The sequence below is a fragment of the Streptomyces sp. NPDC041970 genome (assembly GCF_055588985.1).
The window spans coordinates 4,344-17,070 of the sequence record NZ_JBVJCD010000023.1 but is presented as its reverse complement, the minus strand read 5'-3'; the positions used below and the strand labels follow the sequence as shown (position 1 = coordinate 17,070).

At 75.4% G+C, this 12,727-nt stretch carries 14 protein-coding genes; 4 read left to right on the top strand and 10 right to left on the bottom strand.

The annotated features are described in order from the left end of the window. Positions 1–47: 47 nt before the first annotated feature. The 7 genes from ACZ6EJ_RS14085 to ACZ6EJ_RS14055 all read right to left on the bottom strand — a co-directional run bounded on the left by ACZ6EJ_RS14085 (position 48) and on the right by ACZ6EJ_RS14055 (position 4,988). The gene (locus tag ACZ6EJ_RS14085) at positions 48–362 is read right to left on the bottom strand and encodes a hypothetical protein (RefSeq protein ID WP_469267146.1); all 315 of its coding nucleotides are present in this window, start codon (positions 360–362) and stop codon (positions 48–50) included. Between the two features lie 248 nt (positions 363–610). Next, a complete protein-coding gene (locus ACZ6EJ_RS14080; RefSeq protein WP_469267145.1) occupies positions 611–1,120 on the bottom strand; it encodes a mycothiol transferase in 510 nt (169 codons plus the stop codon). A 125-nt stretch (positions 1,121–1,245) separates the two neighbouring features. Further along, positions 1,246–1,479 carry a hypothetical protein gene (locus tag ACZ6EJ_RS14075; protein ID WP_469267144.1) on the bottom strand — a complete coding sequence of 78 codons (234 nt, stop codon included), beginning with the start codon at positions 1,477–1,479 and terminating at the stop codon, positions 1,246–1,248. 6 nt (positions 1,480–1,485) lie between these two features. Then, a complete protein-coding gene (locus ACZ6EJ_RS14070) occupies positions 1,486–2,160 on the bottom strand; it encodes a TNT domain-containing protein (RefSeq protein WP_469267143.1) in 675 nt (224 codons plus the stop codon). Between the two features lie 180 nt (positions 2,161–2,340). Continuing rightward, positions 2,341–3,042 carry a DUF4230 domain-containing protein gene (locus ACZ6EJ_RS14065; protein ID WP_469267233.1) on the bottom strand — a complete coding sequence of 234 codons (702 nt, stop codon included), beginning with the start codon at positions 3,040–3,042 and terminating at the stop codon, positions 2,341–2,343. Between the two features lie 110 nt (positions 3,043–3,152). Then, a complete protein-coding gene (locus tag ACZ6EJ_RS14060) occupies positions 3,153–4,253 on the bottom strand; it encodes a winged helix DNA-binding domain-containing protein (protein WP_469267142.1) in 1,101 nt (366 codons plus the stop codon). A 153-nt stretch (positions 4,254–4,406) separates the two neighbouring features. After that, complete coding sequence (locus tag ACZ6EJ_RS14055) at positions 4,407–4,988, bottom strand: DinB family protein (RefSeq protein WP_469267141.1); 582 nt, start codon at positions 4,986–4,988, stop codon at positions 4,407–4,409. 98 nt (positions 4,989–5,086) lie between these two features. Here ACZ6EJ_RS14055 and ACZ6EJ_RS14050 point away from each other — a divergent pair, with 98 nt between their 5' ends. After that, on the top strand, positions 5,087–6,112 hold the full coding sequence (locus ACZ6EJ_RS14050) for a helix-turn-helix transcriptional regulator (RefSeq protein ID WP_469267140.1): 1,026 nt from the start codon (positions 5,087–5,089) through the stop codon (positions 6,110–6,112). Positions 6,113–6,135: 23 nt separating this feature from the next. Here ACZ6EJ_RS14050 and ACZ6EJ_RS14045 read toward each other — a convergent pair whose 3' ends face one another. Further along, positions 6,136–6,774: a VanZ family protein gene (locus ACZ6EJ_RS14045; RefSeq protein ID WP_469267139.1), complete on the bottom strand. Its 639-nt coding sequence runs from the start codon at positions 6,772–6,774 to the stop codon at positions 6,136–6,138. Positions 6,775–6,872: 98 nt separating this feature from the next. Between ACZ6EJ_RS14045 and ACZ6EJ_RS14040 the strand changes: the two genes are divergently transcribed. Further along, positions 6,873–7,373 carry a tetratricopeptide repeat protein gene (locus ACZ6EJ_RS14040; protein WP_469267138.1) on the top strand — a complete coding sequence of 167 codons (501 nt, stop codon included), beginning with the start codon at positions 6,873–6,875 and terminating at the stop codon, positions 7,371–7,373. Between the two features lie 330 nt (positions 7,374–7,703). On the opposite strand, the gene rpmG is transcribed toward ACZ6EJ_RS14040, so the two are convergent. Next, positions 7,704–7,868, bottom strand: coding sequence for a 50S ribosomal protein L33 (gene rpmG, locus ACZ6EJ_RS14035; RefSeq protein ID WP_469267137.1), 165 nt, complete (start codon positions 7,866–7,868; stop codon positions 7,704–7,706). Between the two features lie 332 nt (positions 7,869–8,200). Between rpmG and ACZ6EJ_RS14030 the strand changes: the two genes are divergently transcribed. Beyond that, on the top strand, positions 8,201–9,604 hold the full coding sequence (locus tag ACZ6EJ_RS14030; protein ID WP_469267135.1) for a PP2C family protein-serine/threonine phosphatase: 1,404 nt from the start codon (positions 8,201–8,203) through the stop codon (positions 9,602–9,604). Positions 9,605–9,716: 112 nt separating this feature from the next. Here ACZ6EJ_RS14030 and ACZ6EJ_RS14025 read toward each other — a convergent pair whose 3' ends face one another. Beyond that, positions 9,717–11,207, bottom strand: coding sequence for a DNA-binding protein NsdB (locus ACZ6EJ_RS14025; protein ID WP_469267134.1), 1,491 nt, complete (start codon positions 11,205–11,207; stop codon positions 9,717–9,719). A 231-nt stretch (positions 11,208–11,438) separates the two neighbouring features. Between ACZ6EJ_RS14025 and ACZ6EJ_RS14020 the strand changes: the two genes are divergently transcribed. Beyond that, entirely contained in the window at positions 11,439–12,575 is a 1,137-nt protein-coding gene (locus ACZ6EJ_RS14020) for an aminoglycoside phosphotransferase family protein (protein WP_469267132.1), read from the top strand. Positions 12,576–12,727 lie beyond the last annotated feature (152 nt).

The window sequence follows — 12,727 nt, the reverse complement described above, 5'->3', positions numbered from 1 at the left end:
GTGCGTCGGCGCACCGCCGAGACGCCCCGCGCCGGGCGGCGGGGGCGTCACCGGGCGGGGGCGGGCGGTGCGACGGACCGCGCGGCCGCGGGCGGGGGCACGGTGGCCCCCGCACCGGCCCGCACGGCCTCGACCACGCTCTGGTGGAAGGCGCGGCTCTCCTCCTCCGAGGGGCACGGCACGGGGCTGCCCGCCAGGGTGCACCAGTCGGAGGAGCCGCTGTACTGCACGGCCACCGACGCCTGCCCGTCGGACCAGGTCGTATGCACGGTGAGGTCCCCGGTGAGGATGCCCGCTTCCACGGTGCGTACCCCGCCGGTTCCCGCGTACACACCGCTGGTCGTCCATGATGCCCAGCTCATGACGCGCCGCCTTTCGGACACTGGCAAGCCTGTCTGAAGGGAGTCCCGTGGTCCCTGGCGGCCCGGTGCGCCGCGGGCCGAAGGGGCGTCCGCGGGCGACCGCGCACGGGGTGTTCCGACAGCGCGGCGAGGCGCCGCGGCTGCCGCCGCACGCCCGCCGGGGAGGACGGGACGGCCCATAGCGGACTGCTTCCGAGTATGGCACCGCCGGTCGGGGTCCGCGCAAGGCCGAGCGGCGGCCGCCCGTCTCAACCGCGTTCCAGCACGCCCCGGACGAAGGCTGCCTGCCCCGCGTGCTGGAGGTCCTCGGCGACGACGCTGATCAGCCGGACGCCCAGGGTCACCGGAGGCGACCAGGACCTGTCGACGATCCGGTCGAGGGCGTGCCCGTCGAGTCCGCGGACGAAGTCCAGGGTCCGCCCGTGCACGGCGTCGTAGTAGCCGAGGAGGGGCGCGGCGGAGTCCACGCGGACGGCGGCGACCTCGTCGGCGCTCTGCCCGTAGCCGGTCGCCGTCTCGTCGAACGGCAGCCCGAAGCGGTCGGCCCAGCCCTCGGTGAGCCAGACCTGCTCGGCGCCGGCGGCGTCGGCGATGTGGTCGTCCTGGACGCGGGTGAGATGCCAGACCAGCCAGGCGATCGAGTTGGCCCCCGCGTCCAGGCGGGCGTGGAGATCGTGGGGCGGAAGCCCCTCGACCGCCGCGTGGACCGCTTCCCGGACCCGTTGGAACGCCTCGGTCAGCATCGTCGCACTGTTCATCCGTTCACCTTCGCCACTCCGGCGCGCGGGAGGGGGCTGCGACACGCGGGGGCCGCCGACCGGCGCGTACGCGGCTCGGTGCGGGCCGTGGCGCCGGTCGGCGGGCTGTCCGGGTGAGGCGGGGGTCAGACGAGGAGGCTCAGCAGGTGCGCGCAGGCGGCGGCCTCGTCCGGGTGGCGGGCGATGACGTCGTACGCGCCCCGTTCGTACGCCCCGGTCTCCCAGCCGCCGCCGTCGGACCGCCGCAGGACCAGGAAGTCGGGCGGGGTGGGCACGGGCTCGTGGACGCCCTCGATCCGGTAGTAGCCGCCGGGGATGCGGGCCTCGACGAGTGCGGCGCGCAGCGCCCGGCGGTCCATGGGTCGCTACGCTCCGGCGGGTGTCAGGTAGCCGTGGTCCAGCAGCCACTTCACGTTGAGGCGCTGCCCCTCCCCCGGATTCAGGAACACCGCGTCCAGCTTGATCTGCCGGCCCCCGCCGGGCTGCTCGAACCACGGGGCGACGCTGCCCTGCCAGACCCAGAAGGGCTTGGCCACCTGGTAGACGCGGTAGTCGCACGGGGTGGAGGCTTCGCGGGTGTTGAGGTTCTGCGGCGGCAGGGCGCGCTCGGCGTAGGCGTCACCGGCGGGGGCCAGATAGCCGCCGTACTCCGAGCCGAAGCGGTCCAGGCGCCGGCCGGTGCGCAGCTCGACGGGCTTCTTGTCGATCTCGCCGTTCACCTCGGCGAAGCCGTCGTTGGGCGGGTACTTCCAGCTTCCGGTGTCCGCGGGCCCTTCCCAGTACTTCTTGAGGAAGTCCCTCGGCGACAGGTCGCCGGTGCGGTCGTATCCGTTCAGGAGCGGGCCGACCGGGGCGAGCCGCTTGTTCGGCAGCCACTTCGGGCCGAGGCGGGCGTCGCCGCGGAACTCGCCGGTGCACGGTTCGTGGCGCTCGGCGGCGGGCGCCGGGCGAGCGGACTGCGGGGCGGCGCTCGCGGTGGGCGCGGTGATGAGTCCGGCGCTGACGCCGAGCGCGGCGAGCACGGTACGCATACGGTTCATTCCAAGGTCCCCTCGGACACGGACGGGCGATCGGGTGACCGACGCAGCGTAGCGGCTCGGCTACACCGCGCGCCCGCACCCTGGCCGCTTTCCGACCGCGCCGAAGGGTTGCCGCGCCGTCGGCGGCGGCTGTTCCGCGTGTTCCCGGCGGACGACGGCGCAGGTGCGCGCCGTCCGCCGTCACCGCCGGCCGTCGCCGTAGTGGACCGTGACGCGCTCGAAGCCGAGGGAGCCGAGCAGCCCCTTCAGCATGTCGGCGGTGTTCTTCTCCGCCCGCGCGGTCAGTCCGCTCTCCCGCGCCGCCTCCGCGATGTGCTGGGCGGCGAGTCGGTTCACCGCCTGCTCGCTGCCGGGGTTGTCGGAGAAGAGGTCGCCCAGCCGGTCGAGGAGGCCGCGCTGCTTGGACACGGCGTAGGAGCGGTCGGGGTCCAACGCCGGCTTGCCCAGCACCGCGTGCGGCAGCCGGATCTCGGCGGTGGTGCGGTCCTCGTTCACCACGACCCCGTTCTCGGTGACCTTCCCGAGGTCGACCGAGGCGCCGACGGCGCCCGCCCCGACGAACAGGGTGCGGGTCCCGCGCACCGCGTCGGGCAGGAACTCGGCGTCCTTCTGGAGGTCGACGACGACCTGGAAGTTGCCCGAGGCGGCCTCGTACGCGCTCATGTCCTGGATCGACTTGAGGACGGCGGGCCCCGACCGGTCGCGGGTCTCCTGGGCGAAGAGGCCGTCGAGCCCCGGCAGCAGGCCGAAACGGCCGCCGAAGAAGAGCAGCGCCGGTACGAGCGCGCAGATGCCGAGGGCCTTCCACCAGGCGCGGGAGGACCCGGAGGGGCGTTCGCCGCCGCGCGGGGCGGGTTTGGTGGTTACGTCGCTGGACGTCATGGTCTCCATGTGACCCGTCCCCGGCGCTTTCACTCCATGTCCGGTGCGGAATGGGCCAGTTCCGGTAGACGGGAGCAGACGCGGCCGGGCGCCGGGGGGGGTCGCGGGGCTCAGCGCGGCGAGGGGTCCACGCGTACGCGGTCGCTCGCGCCGTCGGTGAGGAACGACGCCACCGCCCGCCCCTCGTCCGCCACGGCGGCGCGCTCGGACCGGGAGAGCGCCCGCAGCGGGACCGCGGTGACGCCGTCCCCCCGGGCGCTCCAGGTGGCGGCCACCCTGCCGTCGACCAGCACGACGCGCTCCCCGGCGACCGAGAGGCCGCGGTGGGCGTCGTCGATGATCCGGCCGCGGTCGTGGTACCCGAGGATCGCGTTGTCGAAGGCCGGCAGGAACCGCACCGGGGCGGGGGTGGCGGGGTCCGGGCGGGGCGCGTCGGGGAGGTCGAGCAGTTCCCGGCCGCGCTCGTCGCGGAAGGCGACCAGCTCGTCCCGGAGGGCGGCCACCGCGGCGGGGAGGCCGGCCAGCCCGGACCAGGCGCGCAGGTCGGCCGTGGCGGCGGGGCCGTAGGCGGCCAGATAGCGGCGGACCAGCGTGCGGCCGACCGGGTCCGCGCCGTCGGGCGCCGGCGGGTCGACCGGGCGGCCCAGCCAGCGGGAGAGCGCGACGTTGCGCACCCCCGCCTTCGCCCGCCACAGTCCGCGGGGCGGCGCCTGGGCCATCGGCACGAGGGCGGCGACCACCATCTCCGCCAGGGGCCTCGGCCCCAGGCCCGGTCGGCGCGGGGCGAGCGCGGCGACGATCTCGGCCGCCGTGCGGGGCTCCCCGTCGGCCATCAGCGCCTTCGCCTCCCGGGCCAGTGCGTCGAGGTCGACGCCCGCCAACTCCGCGCGGTAGACGCCCAGTACGCGCTGGCGCAGCATCAGGTCGTGGCGGGCCCGCCAGGCGAGGACGTCGTCGGCGGCGACCAGGTGCACCGTGCGCCGCATCAGATGCGTGCGCACGACGCTCCGCCCCGTCAGCAGGCCGGAGAGGGTCGCCGGGTCGAAGGCGGCGAGCCGGGACCAGAGCCCGATGAAGGGCTCCTGCGGCTCCTGCGCCTGGAGGCCGCAGAGGTGCGCGACGGCGTCCAGGACGGGCAGGTCGCAGCGGTCGAGCAGCAACTGCCGGGCGAGCGTGGCGCGGTTGAGCGCGCGGTCGTCGAGGACGGTCATCGGGCCGTCCCGCCGTGCTCGGGGAGCGGACCGGGCGGAGGCGGGTCCGCCGCCGCCCGCGCCGTCCGGCGGGGCGGCGGCTCGTGCGTGTTCACGGTGCGGTCGTTCCTTCCACTGCTGCGCGGAGGTCTGGCGGGACGGTCGCCTGCCCGATCAGGTCGCCCGGCGTCCGTCCAGCGTCTCGCGCAGGATGTCCGCGTGGCCGGCGTGCTGGGCGGTCTCGGCGGTGACGTGGAGCAGGACCCGCCGTACGCTCCAGGTCGCGCGGGGCCCCTCGCTCCAGGGCGCCTCGGGGAGGAGGTGTGCCGCCGACAGGTCGGGGACGGCCGCGATGATCTCCGCGGTGCGGGCGGCGGTCCGCTCGTAGTCGCGAAGGACGCCGGCCAGGGTCTCGCCCGGCAGCATCCGGAACTGTCGCTCCCGCTCGATCGCCCACCGCGGGAGCTCGCGGGCCGTGCCGGCCGTCACCTCGTCCCAGGTGACGCCCTCGGGCAGGGCGAAGGACATCGCCGACGGCCCTTCGGTCGCGAAGCGCAGCCAGCCGCTCTCGACCGCCGTGACGTGCTTGATCAGGCCGCCCAGGCACAGGTCGCCGACCGCGGGGCGCACGGCCGCCTGCTCGTCGTCGAGCCCGCTGACGGTGGCGGTGAGGGCGGAGCGGGCCTGCGCCAGCGCGGCGAGGAGTTCGGTGCGCTCGGCGTCGGGCTGCTGGGCGGGTGCGGCGGGGGTGTTCACAGGGATCGGGTCCTTCCGGTGGCGCCGTCGTTCGGCAGGGCCAACCATCACAGCGGTAGCGGACAGGGTGTGGCCTCTTCCGCGCGGATACTGGCGCCATGCCGAAAACCTCCGCACGACTGCTGTCGCTGCTCTCCTTGTTGCAGGCACGCCGGGACTGGCCCGGCCGGGCGCTGGCCGAACGGTTGGAGGTCAGCCCGCGCACCGTGCGCCGCGACGTGGACCGGCTGCGCGAACTGGGTTACCCGATCACGGCGTTCAAGGGGCCGGACGGCGGGTACCGGCTCGACGCGGGGGCCCGGCTGCCGCCGCTCCTGTTCGACGACGACCAGGCCGTCGCGCTCGCCGTGGCCCTGCGGACCGCGGCCGCCACCGGGGCGGGCATCGGGGAGGCCGCGATCCGCGCGCTGGGCACGGTGCGGCAGGTCATGCCCGCCCGGCTGCGCCACCGGGTGGACGCCCTGCGCGTCGTCACCGTGGACCGTGCGCCGGGCCGGCCCGGCACGCAGGCCGATCCCCGCGTCCTCATGGCGGTCAGCGCCGCGGTCGAGGCCCGCGAGGTGCTGCGCTTCGACCACTCCCCCGCGCACGCGGCGGCGGACGGGGCCGAGCCCGCCGCCGCCCGCCCGCGCCGGACCGAGCCGCACCACCTCGTCACGTGGGGCGGCCGCTGGTACCTGGTCGCCTGGGACCTGGACCGGGAGGACTGGCGGACCTTCCGCGTCGACCGGATCACCCCGCGCACCCCCACGGGCCCCAGGTTCGCCCCGCGCGAGGTGCCCGGCGGCAGTGTGGCCGCCTTCGTCGCCGCCCGGTTCCGGGGGGACGACGGAAGCGGCCCGCCCTGCCGGGGCGAGGTGATCCTCGACCTGCCCGCCTCCGAGGTGTCCCGCCACCTCCACGAAGGGCTCGTGGAGGAACTCGGCCCCGACCGCTGCCGCCTTGTCGCGGGCGCCTGGTCGTGGGCCGGCCTGGCCTCCCTCGTCGGCCGGTTCGACGCCGACTTCGAGGTCGTGGGCCCCGCCGAGTTCCGGGACGCCGTCGCCCGTCTGGCACACCGCTTCGCCGGCGCGGCGGCCGGGCGCGGCGCCGCGTCTCCGTACGAGGAGGGCCCTGCCGACTGAGGGGGAGGCCGCCGGGGCGCGGGTCAGCGCCCGCGCAGCCGGTCGGCCAGGGAGCGGCCGCCCGCCTTCGCGAAGGGGGCCCCGGCCGCGGGCCGGGGCTCGGTCCGCGGCCGGGGTCCGGCCTCCGCCGCCGGCTCGTCGGCCGCGTCCGCGGGGGCGGTCCCGCGGCGGGGGCCGTCGGCGTACGTGTAGTAGCGGTGGCTGATCCGGCGGCCCAGCAGGAAGTAGCCGAGCAGGGCCCCGGCGGTGTTGAGGATGACGTCGTCGATGTCGAAGGCGCGCCCGGTGACCAGGGACCCCTGGATCAGCTCGACGACGGCCATGACGGCGGCGGTCAGCAGCGTCATGCGCAGCATCCGCAGGCGGCGCGGTACGAAGAACGGCAGCAGGATGCCGAACGGCACGCCGAGCAGCAGGTTTCCGCCCGCCTGCTTGCACGCGGCGAGGAACGTGTACTCCTCGGCGTACTGACGCAGCGAGCGGCCCGGACGCAGGTTGGCCGTGACGAGGTCCTCGGAGGCCGGGGAGGGCGTCAGCGTCACCTTGGCGAGGAGGACGGAGAACGCCACCAGCCCCAGCAGCACCACCGTCAGGATCGCTCCGCGCACCAGCACCCGCACCCATGTCCCCCGGTGCGCTGGGGGGTTCGTCTCCGCAGTCATGGCCGACGGGTGCCCCCGACCGGTCGGGGGCACACCCCGGCGGCGGCGCGGGGCGCGGGCCCGTCCGGCGGTCCTCCGCCACCTGCGACGATGAGCGTATGAGTACACCTGAGAAGAAGGATCTGCTGGACGAGGCCGAACTGTCGCGCGCGCAGGGCAGGCCCGAGGAGGCCCGCGAACGGCTCCTGGCCCTGACCGCCGCCTACCCGGACGACGCGGAGGTGGCGTACCGGACGGCGTGCGTCCACGACGCGCTGGGCCTGGAGGCGGAGGCGGTTCCGTACTACGAGCGCTGCCTGGCCGGGGACCGACTGGGCGCGGAGGACCGGCGGGGGGCGCTGCTGGGCCTGGGCAGCACGTACCGGGTCCTGGGCCGGTACGGGCAGGCGGTGGAGACCCTGCGCCGGGGGGTCGAGGAGTTCCCGGACGACGGGGCGCTGCGGGCGTTCCTGGCGATGGCCCTGTACAACACCGGCGAGCACCACGAGGCGATGCGGCTCACGCTGGAGCTGGCGGCCGCGACGAGCGACGACCCGCACGTCCGGCGATACCGGCGGGCGATCGAGCACTACGCGAAGGATCTCCACGCGACGGCGTGACCCACTCCCGCCGGACCCCCGCCGCTCCGGTGGCCGCCGCGAGGCGGCGCCGGGAAGCGGCCGGGGCCGGGGGCGGGCAGAGGGAAGCCCCGGCCGGATCGGGGGAATCCAGCCGGGGCGGCTCAGATGCGGAGGTGAAGGCGGTCGCCTCTCGGCGTCAGCTCCAGAGGGCTTCCGACGGCGCGGTCGCTCCCCGTGGGCCGCGGGACGACTGGCTGCTTCACACTCCGTGTAGATGAACGATAAACCACTCCGCGCCGTTCCGGGGAACCCGCCCCCCTGGATGTGATCCACCGCACGGAGAGGCGGGCCGCCCCCGGCCCGCCCGGTTCAGCGGGTCTCGCGGAACAGGACGTGCCGCCCGGCGGCCGGATCGAACTTGCGCAGCTCCAGCCGGTCGGGGGTGGTGCGGCGGTTCTTGCGCGTCACATAGCTCCGGCCGGTGCCGGCGGTGGAGCGGAGGGTGACGACGGGCCTGAGTTCACTGCGCGCCATGGATGCCTCCCGTAAGTGCTGCCGGTCCCGACCTCTATCGGGAACGACATTCGTTGTCGTGTCGATCAGGACAACACGGCCCCCGCCCACGGCATTCCCGCCTCACCCCCGCCGCGGAGAGCCGCGCCACTCCGCGCCCACAGGAGCGCCAACTCGCCCCGCACGCACGCCCGTTCGAGCAGGCGATGCGACGAGGAGCCGCTGGCATATGCCAGAAGCAACATCGCGCCTGGTGTCGCCAAACGCCTTACGGACCGCCCCGGCCTGTGCCAGAGTCGGTGGCGGTCCATCTGAGAAACGGCCGTGACCGCGCGCCTGTATCGGAGTACGAGATGCCGCCCCCCCTGTCCGCGGACCGCCCCGCGCCCCAGCCCCCCGCGCACGACGCCGTCGACGCCCTGATCCACCGGGCGCGGCGGCTGCGCGGGGATGTGGACGCCGTGCGGCGGGACGCCGTCCTGACCGACGAGGACGACCCCCAGCGGCGCTGGCAGCGCGCCCTGTGCGAGCTGGCCGTCCAGCACCTGGACGACCTCGGTGCGCACCTGGGCCAGCTCAGGGCGGGGCTGCCGGCGCCGCGGGACGGCGAGGAGGCACCGGAGGGGCCGCGGGCCGGCTCCCTGCTCAGCCGGGTGGGCAGCGCCGAATGGAACCTGCTCACCGACGAGGTGAGCTGGTCCGACGAGCTGTACGGCATCTTCGGCCGCCCGCACGGGTCGCCGGCGCTCTCGCTGGACGAGCTGCCGTCCGTGCTGGTGCCCGAGGACCAGCCGCTGCTGACCGCCATGGTGACGGACTGCCTGGTCGACGGCCGGCCGATAGACGGCGAGTTCCGCATCGTCCGCCCCGACGGCCGTACGCGCACCCTGCACATGACCGGCGAACCCGTCCTCGACGCCCACGGGGGCACCGCCTCCATGTGGGCCGTTCTGCGGGACGTCAGCGAGTTGCGGCGCAGTGAGCAGGCGGTCAGCCGGAGCCGCGAACCGGCGCGGCGCGAGGAGCACGCCGAGCACCGGGCGGCCGTGGCGCTCCAGGAGTCCGTCCTGCCGCCGTGGCGCGGACCGCTGCGCCTGTCCCGGCAGGGGCCCGTCGCCCTGGACGTCGCCGCGCACCGCCTCCCCGCCGACGTCGGCGGGCGCGTCGGCGGCGACTGGTACGACGCGATGGAGCTTCCGGACGGACGCACCCTGCTGACCGTCGGAGACCTCGGCGGACACGGCGTCCCCGCCGCCTCGGGGATGGCGATGGCGCTGGGCGCGGTGCGCGGCATGGCGGTCGCCGGCATCGAACCGGGCGCGCTGCTGGGCCGCCTCGACCACCTGCTGGCGTCGTCGGTGCAGCCCGCGCCGGGCAGCGCCCTGTGCTGCCGCTTCGACCCCGAGGGCTCCATCCTCTCCTGGGCGCAGGCCGGGCACCCCGCGCCGCTGCTCTTCCGCGGCGGGTCGGGACGGCTCCTGCCGCCGCCGGACGGGGTGCTGCTCGGCGCCGGCGCCCGGGTCGCCCACGAGCAGGACGAGGTGCGCCTCTTCCCCGGCGACGTGCTCGTCCTGCACACCGGCGGCCTCGCACCGCGCGGCGACCGGCGTGCGGACCCCGAGGCGCTGCTCGCCCTCGCCCCCCGCTTCGCCCGAGCCCGTACGGCACAGGAGTGCGTGCGGAGCGTCGTCGAGGAGTTCGGCGGGGCCGAGGGCCCGGACGGCGCGTGCGTCCTCGTCGCCCGCGTGGGGGCGTGACGGCGGGCGCGGCGTCAGGGCGTGCGGGGGTGGGGTGCGGCGCGGGACGGGACGGCGGTGCGGACGGGCGACGGGCCGGTCGGCGCCCGTTCTTGACGGGGGCGGGGCCTGGTCAGATCCGCGTGCCCTTGGCCTTCCTCCACTCCGGCGGCATCGACAGCTCGATCTGCTCGCGCAGGTCCTGGATCGTGGCGTGGCCGGCGAACCGGCCGGTGAGCCGGTGCATCTCGCGGAGCCGGTCCCAGGTGCGGTGCGAGGAGGTCTCCCCCATCGACACCAGCGCGAGCCGGGCGTAGCGGTCGGCCTGTTCGGGATCGTCGGCGATGAAGCAGGCGGAGGCCAGGGAGATGTAGTCGAAGATCTTCGCCCGCTGCCGCTCGTTGATCCGCAGCTCCAGCGCCCGCTTGGCGTGGCGCTGGGCGACGGCCGCGGCCCCCGGATCGTGCTCGGCCAGCGTGCGGAAGGCGAGCGCCTGCATCCCGTGCAGGTCGGCCTCGTCGAACATCTGCATCCAACTGGGCGCGGGCACATCGCTCCGGTCGGACACGAACAGCTCCTCCGCCTCGCCGAGGGTGCGCCGCATGGCCTGGCCGCGGCCCATGGACGCCTGCGCCCACGCCTCGATGGTGAGCAGCATCGCCCGTGTGCGGGGCAGCGCCTCGTCGCCGACGCCGGACGTGGCGAGCTTCATCAGGTCCAGCGCCTCGTCGGGCCGGCCGAGGTGCACCATCTGGCGTGCGGCGCGGGAGAGCGCCTCGCCGGCGCGCGGCCGGTCGCCGCCCTCGCGGGCCGCGTGGGCGGCGATGAGGAAGTACTTCTGCGCCGTCGGTTCGAGGCCGACGTCGTGGGACATCCAGCCCGCCAGGACGGCGAGGTTGGCGGCGACGCCCCACAGGCGGCGCTGGAGGTGCTCCGGGTGGCGGTAGGCGAGCATCCCGCCCACCTCGTTGAGCTGGCCGACGACCGCCTTGCGCTGGAGTCCGCCGCCTCGGGCGGCGTCCCAGGCGCGGAACACCTCGACGGAGCGCTCCAGCGCCTCGATCTCCTCGGAGCCGACCGGCGCCGCCTCGTACCGGTCGAAACCGGCGGGGTCGGCGTGCAGGGGATCATGGACGCGTGGAGCGTCGGCCGCCGCAGCGGGACCGCTGTGCAGCCAGTCGTACATGGGGCCGGCGATGGTCGAGCCGGCGGCGAGCGCGGCGCCCGCACCCACCAAGCCGCGTCGGTTGAGCATGAGGTCCATTCCCGTGAATTCGGTGAGGACCGCTGCCGTCCGCTCGGGCGCCCACGACAGGTGATCGGGATCGTTCTCGGTCCCGGAGTCACGCCGCTTCCCCACACGCCCGCGTCGGCCGAACCCGAGGTCCTCGATGGTCACGACACGGCCGAGCCGCTCGGTGAACAGAGCCGCCAGCACCGCGGGCACGGGATCGCGGGGGGACTCCCCCATGTCGATCCAGCGCCTGACCCGCGAGGTGTCGGTCGCCAGCTGCGGATGGCCCATGGCCGCCGCCTGCCGGTTCACCATTCTCGCGAGTTCGCCCTTGGACCAGCCGGCCAGGCCGAACAGGTCAGAAAGGCGGGTGTTGGGTTCTCCGGACACGTCAAGCCCCCAGGTTCTCGGCTGACTTGACACTAACCCCCTGTCAGATGCGCTGTGACTATTCGCCAGGCTTCGCCAGGGTCCGCCAGATGGTCTGCCACCCGCGCCGCGGTGTCAGGTAGGAAAGCGCCACCCCGCCCGGCAGCCCTCGGTACTCCCCAGGGTGCCGAACGGCCGTCGGCCGGGTTGGCGCACGTACCTTGTCGGCGCGCGAAGGGATTTGTCTCGCCCATGTACACAGCCTCGTCCTCCGTGTCCGCCCCGCCCCGTCCGCTCCGTCCGACGGGAGCGGGCGGCGGGCCCTATCTCGCCCCGCACGCCGACGGGCCGGCGCAGGGGACGGGCCGGGCGCGGCGGGGCGGGGGGCCGGGCGCCGGACCGCTGAGCGGGCGGATCGACCTGTCGGGGCCGCAGGGCGCCCAGGTGCGGATGGCCATCGCCTCCGTGCAGCGCGTCTGCCCCGAGTTCAACCCGGTGCAGGTGCTCCGCCGCAGCGGCCGTTCGGTGCTGATCGTCGGCTCGACGGGGCGGGCGACCGCCGTGGCCAAGTGCTTACTGGACCACTCCCCCGCGTGGACGGAGCGGTTCCGGCACGAAATAGCGGCATACCGCGCGTTCGTCCGGCACCGCCCCCCCGTGCGGGCGCCCCGGCTGATCGCGGCGGACCCGGAGAACTGCACGCTGGTGATCGAGCGCATGGCCGGCCGGGTCGCCGCTCTCACCCGGCACCCCGCGGAAGCGCCGCCGCGGGCGGACATCCGTGCGGCGCTGGGCGCGATCAGCCGGGTGAACGCCTGGCGGCCGCCGCCCGGACTGTTCGAGGCGCCGCTCGACTACGCCTCGCGGATCGCGCGCTACCACGAGCTGGGCCTGTTCACCGACCGCGACCTCGGCGACCTCCAGAAGCTGCTGCACGGCCTGGCGCTCGCGGGCGGCAGGCAGAGCATGGGGCAGTTCTGCCACGGTGACGCGCTGCTCTCCAACATCCTGCTGTCGCCGACCGGCCCGGTGCTGGTCGACTGGGAGCACGCCGGCTGGTATCTGCCGGGGTACGACCTGGCGACCCTGTGGACGGTGCTCGGCGACGCCCCGGCGGCCCGCCGCCAGATCAGCCAGTTGGCGCAGGCCAGGGGCCCTGCCGAGCGGGACGCGTTCCTGGTGAACCTGATGCTGGTGCTGACCCGCGAGATCCGCAGCTACGAGACGGCGGTGCAGCGCGCCATGCGCGACGCGCCCGCCGCGGGCACGGGGCAGGCCCGCCCCGGCGCCCTCTCCTCGGGCGAGGAGCAGCGGTTGCTGCTGCGCAGGCTGCACGACGACTGCGCGATGGCGCGGCGGGCCGTGCGGGCGGCGGTCGGCACGCGCTGAGTCCGCGCCGGGCGGCCGGACCGCACGTCCGCCGAAGGGCTCTGTGCGCGAGCCGCCGTGGAGAGGGAGCGGGGGGGGGGGGGGGGGGGGGGGGAAAGGAGGCCCCCCCCCCCCCCCCCCCATTGTGGTGGGCTGCGCGAGCTATAGCGAGC

What these genes read in the sequence shown, in the direction of transcription:
- ACZ6EJ_RS14085 (WP_469267146.1), bottom strand. Translation starts at nt 362, where the DNA reads ATGAGCTGGGCATCATGGACGACCAGCGGTGTGTACGCGGGAACCGGC.
- ACZ6EJ_RS14080 (WP_469267145.1), bottom strand. Translation starts at nt 1,120, where the DNA reads ATGAACAGTGCGACGATGCTGACCGAGGCGTTCCAACGGGTCCGGGAA.
- ACZ6EJ_RS14075 (WP_469267144.1), bottom strand. Translation starts at nt 1,479, where the DNA reads ATGGACCGCCGGGCGCTGCGCGCCGCACTCGTCGAGGCCCGCATCCCC.
- ACZ6EJ_RS14070 (WP_469267143.1), bottom strand. Translation starts at nt 2,160, where the DNA reads ATGAACCGTATGCGTACCGTGCTCGCCGCGCTCGGCGTCAGCGCCGGA.
- ACZ6EJ_RS14065 (WP_469267233.1), bottom strand. Translation starts at nt 3,042, where the DNA reads ATGACGTCCAGCGACGTAACCACCAAACCCGCCCCGCGCGGCGGCGAA.
- ACZ6EJ_RS14060 (WP_469267142.1), bottom strand. Translation starts at nt 4,253, where the DNA reads ATGACCGTCCTCGACGACCGCGCGCTCAACCGCGCCACGCTCGCCCGG.
- ACZ6EJ_RS14050 (WP_469267140.1), top strand. Translation starts at nt 5,087, where the DNA reads ATGCCGAAAACCTCCGCACGACTGCTGTCGCTGCTCTCCTTGTTGCAG.
- ACZ6EJ_RS14045 (WP_469267139.1), bottom strand. Translation starts at nt 6,774, where the DNA reads ATGACTGCGGAGACGAACCCCCCAGCGCACCGGGGGACATGGGTGCGG.
- ACZ6EJ_RS14040 (WP_469267138.1), top strand. Translation starts at nt 6,873, where the DNA reads ATGAGTACACCTGAGAAGAAGGATCTGCTGGACGAGGCCGAACTGTCG.
- rpmG (WP_469267137.1), bottom strand. Translation starts at nt 7,868, where the DNA reads ATGGCGCGCAGTGAACTCAGGCCCGTCGTCACCCTCCGCTCCACCGCC.
- ACZ6EJ_RS14030 (WP_469267135.1), top strand. Translation starts at nt 8,201, where the DNA reads ATGCCGCCCCCCCTGTCCGCGGACCGCCCCGCGCCCCAGCCCCCCGCG.
- ACZ6EJ_RS14020 (WP_469267132.1), top strand. Translation starts at nt 11,439, where the DNA reads ATGTACACAGCCTCGTCCTCCGTGTCCGCCCCGCCCCGTCCGCTCCGT.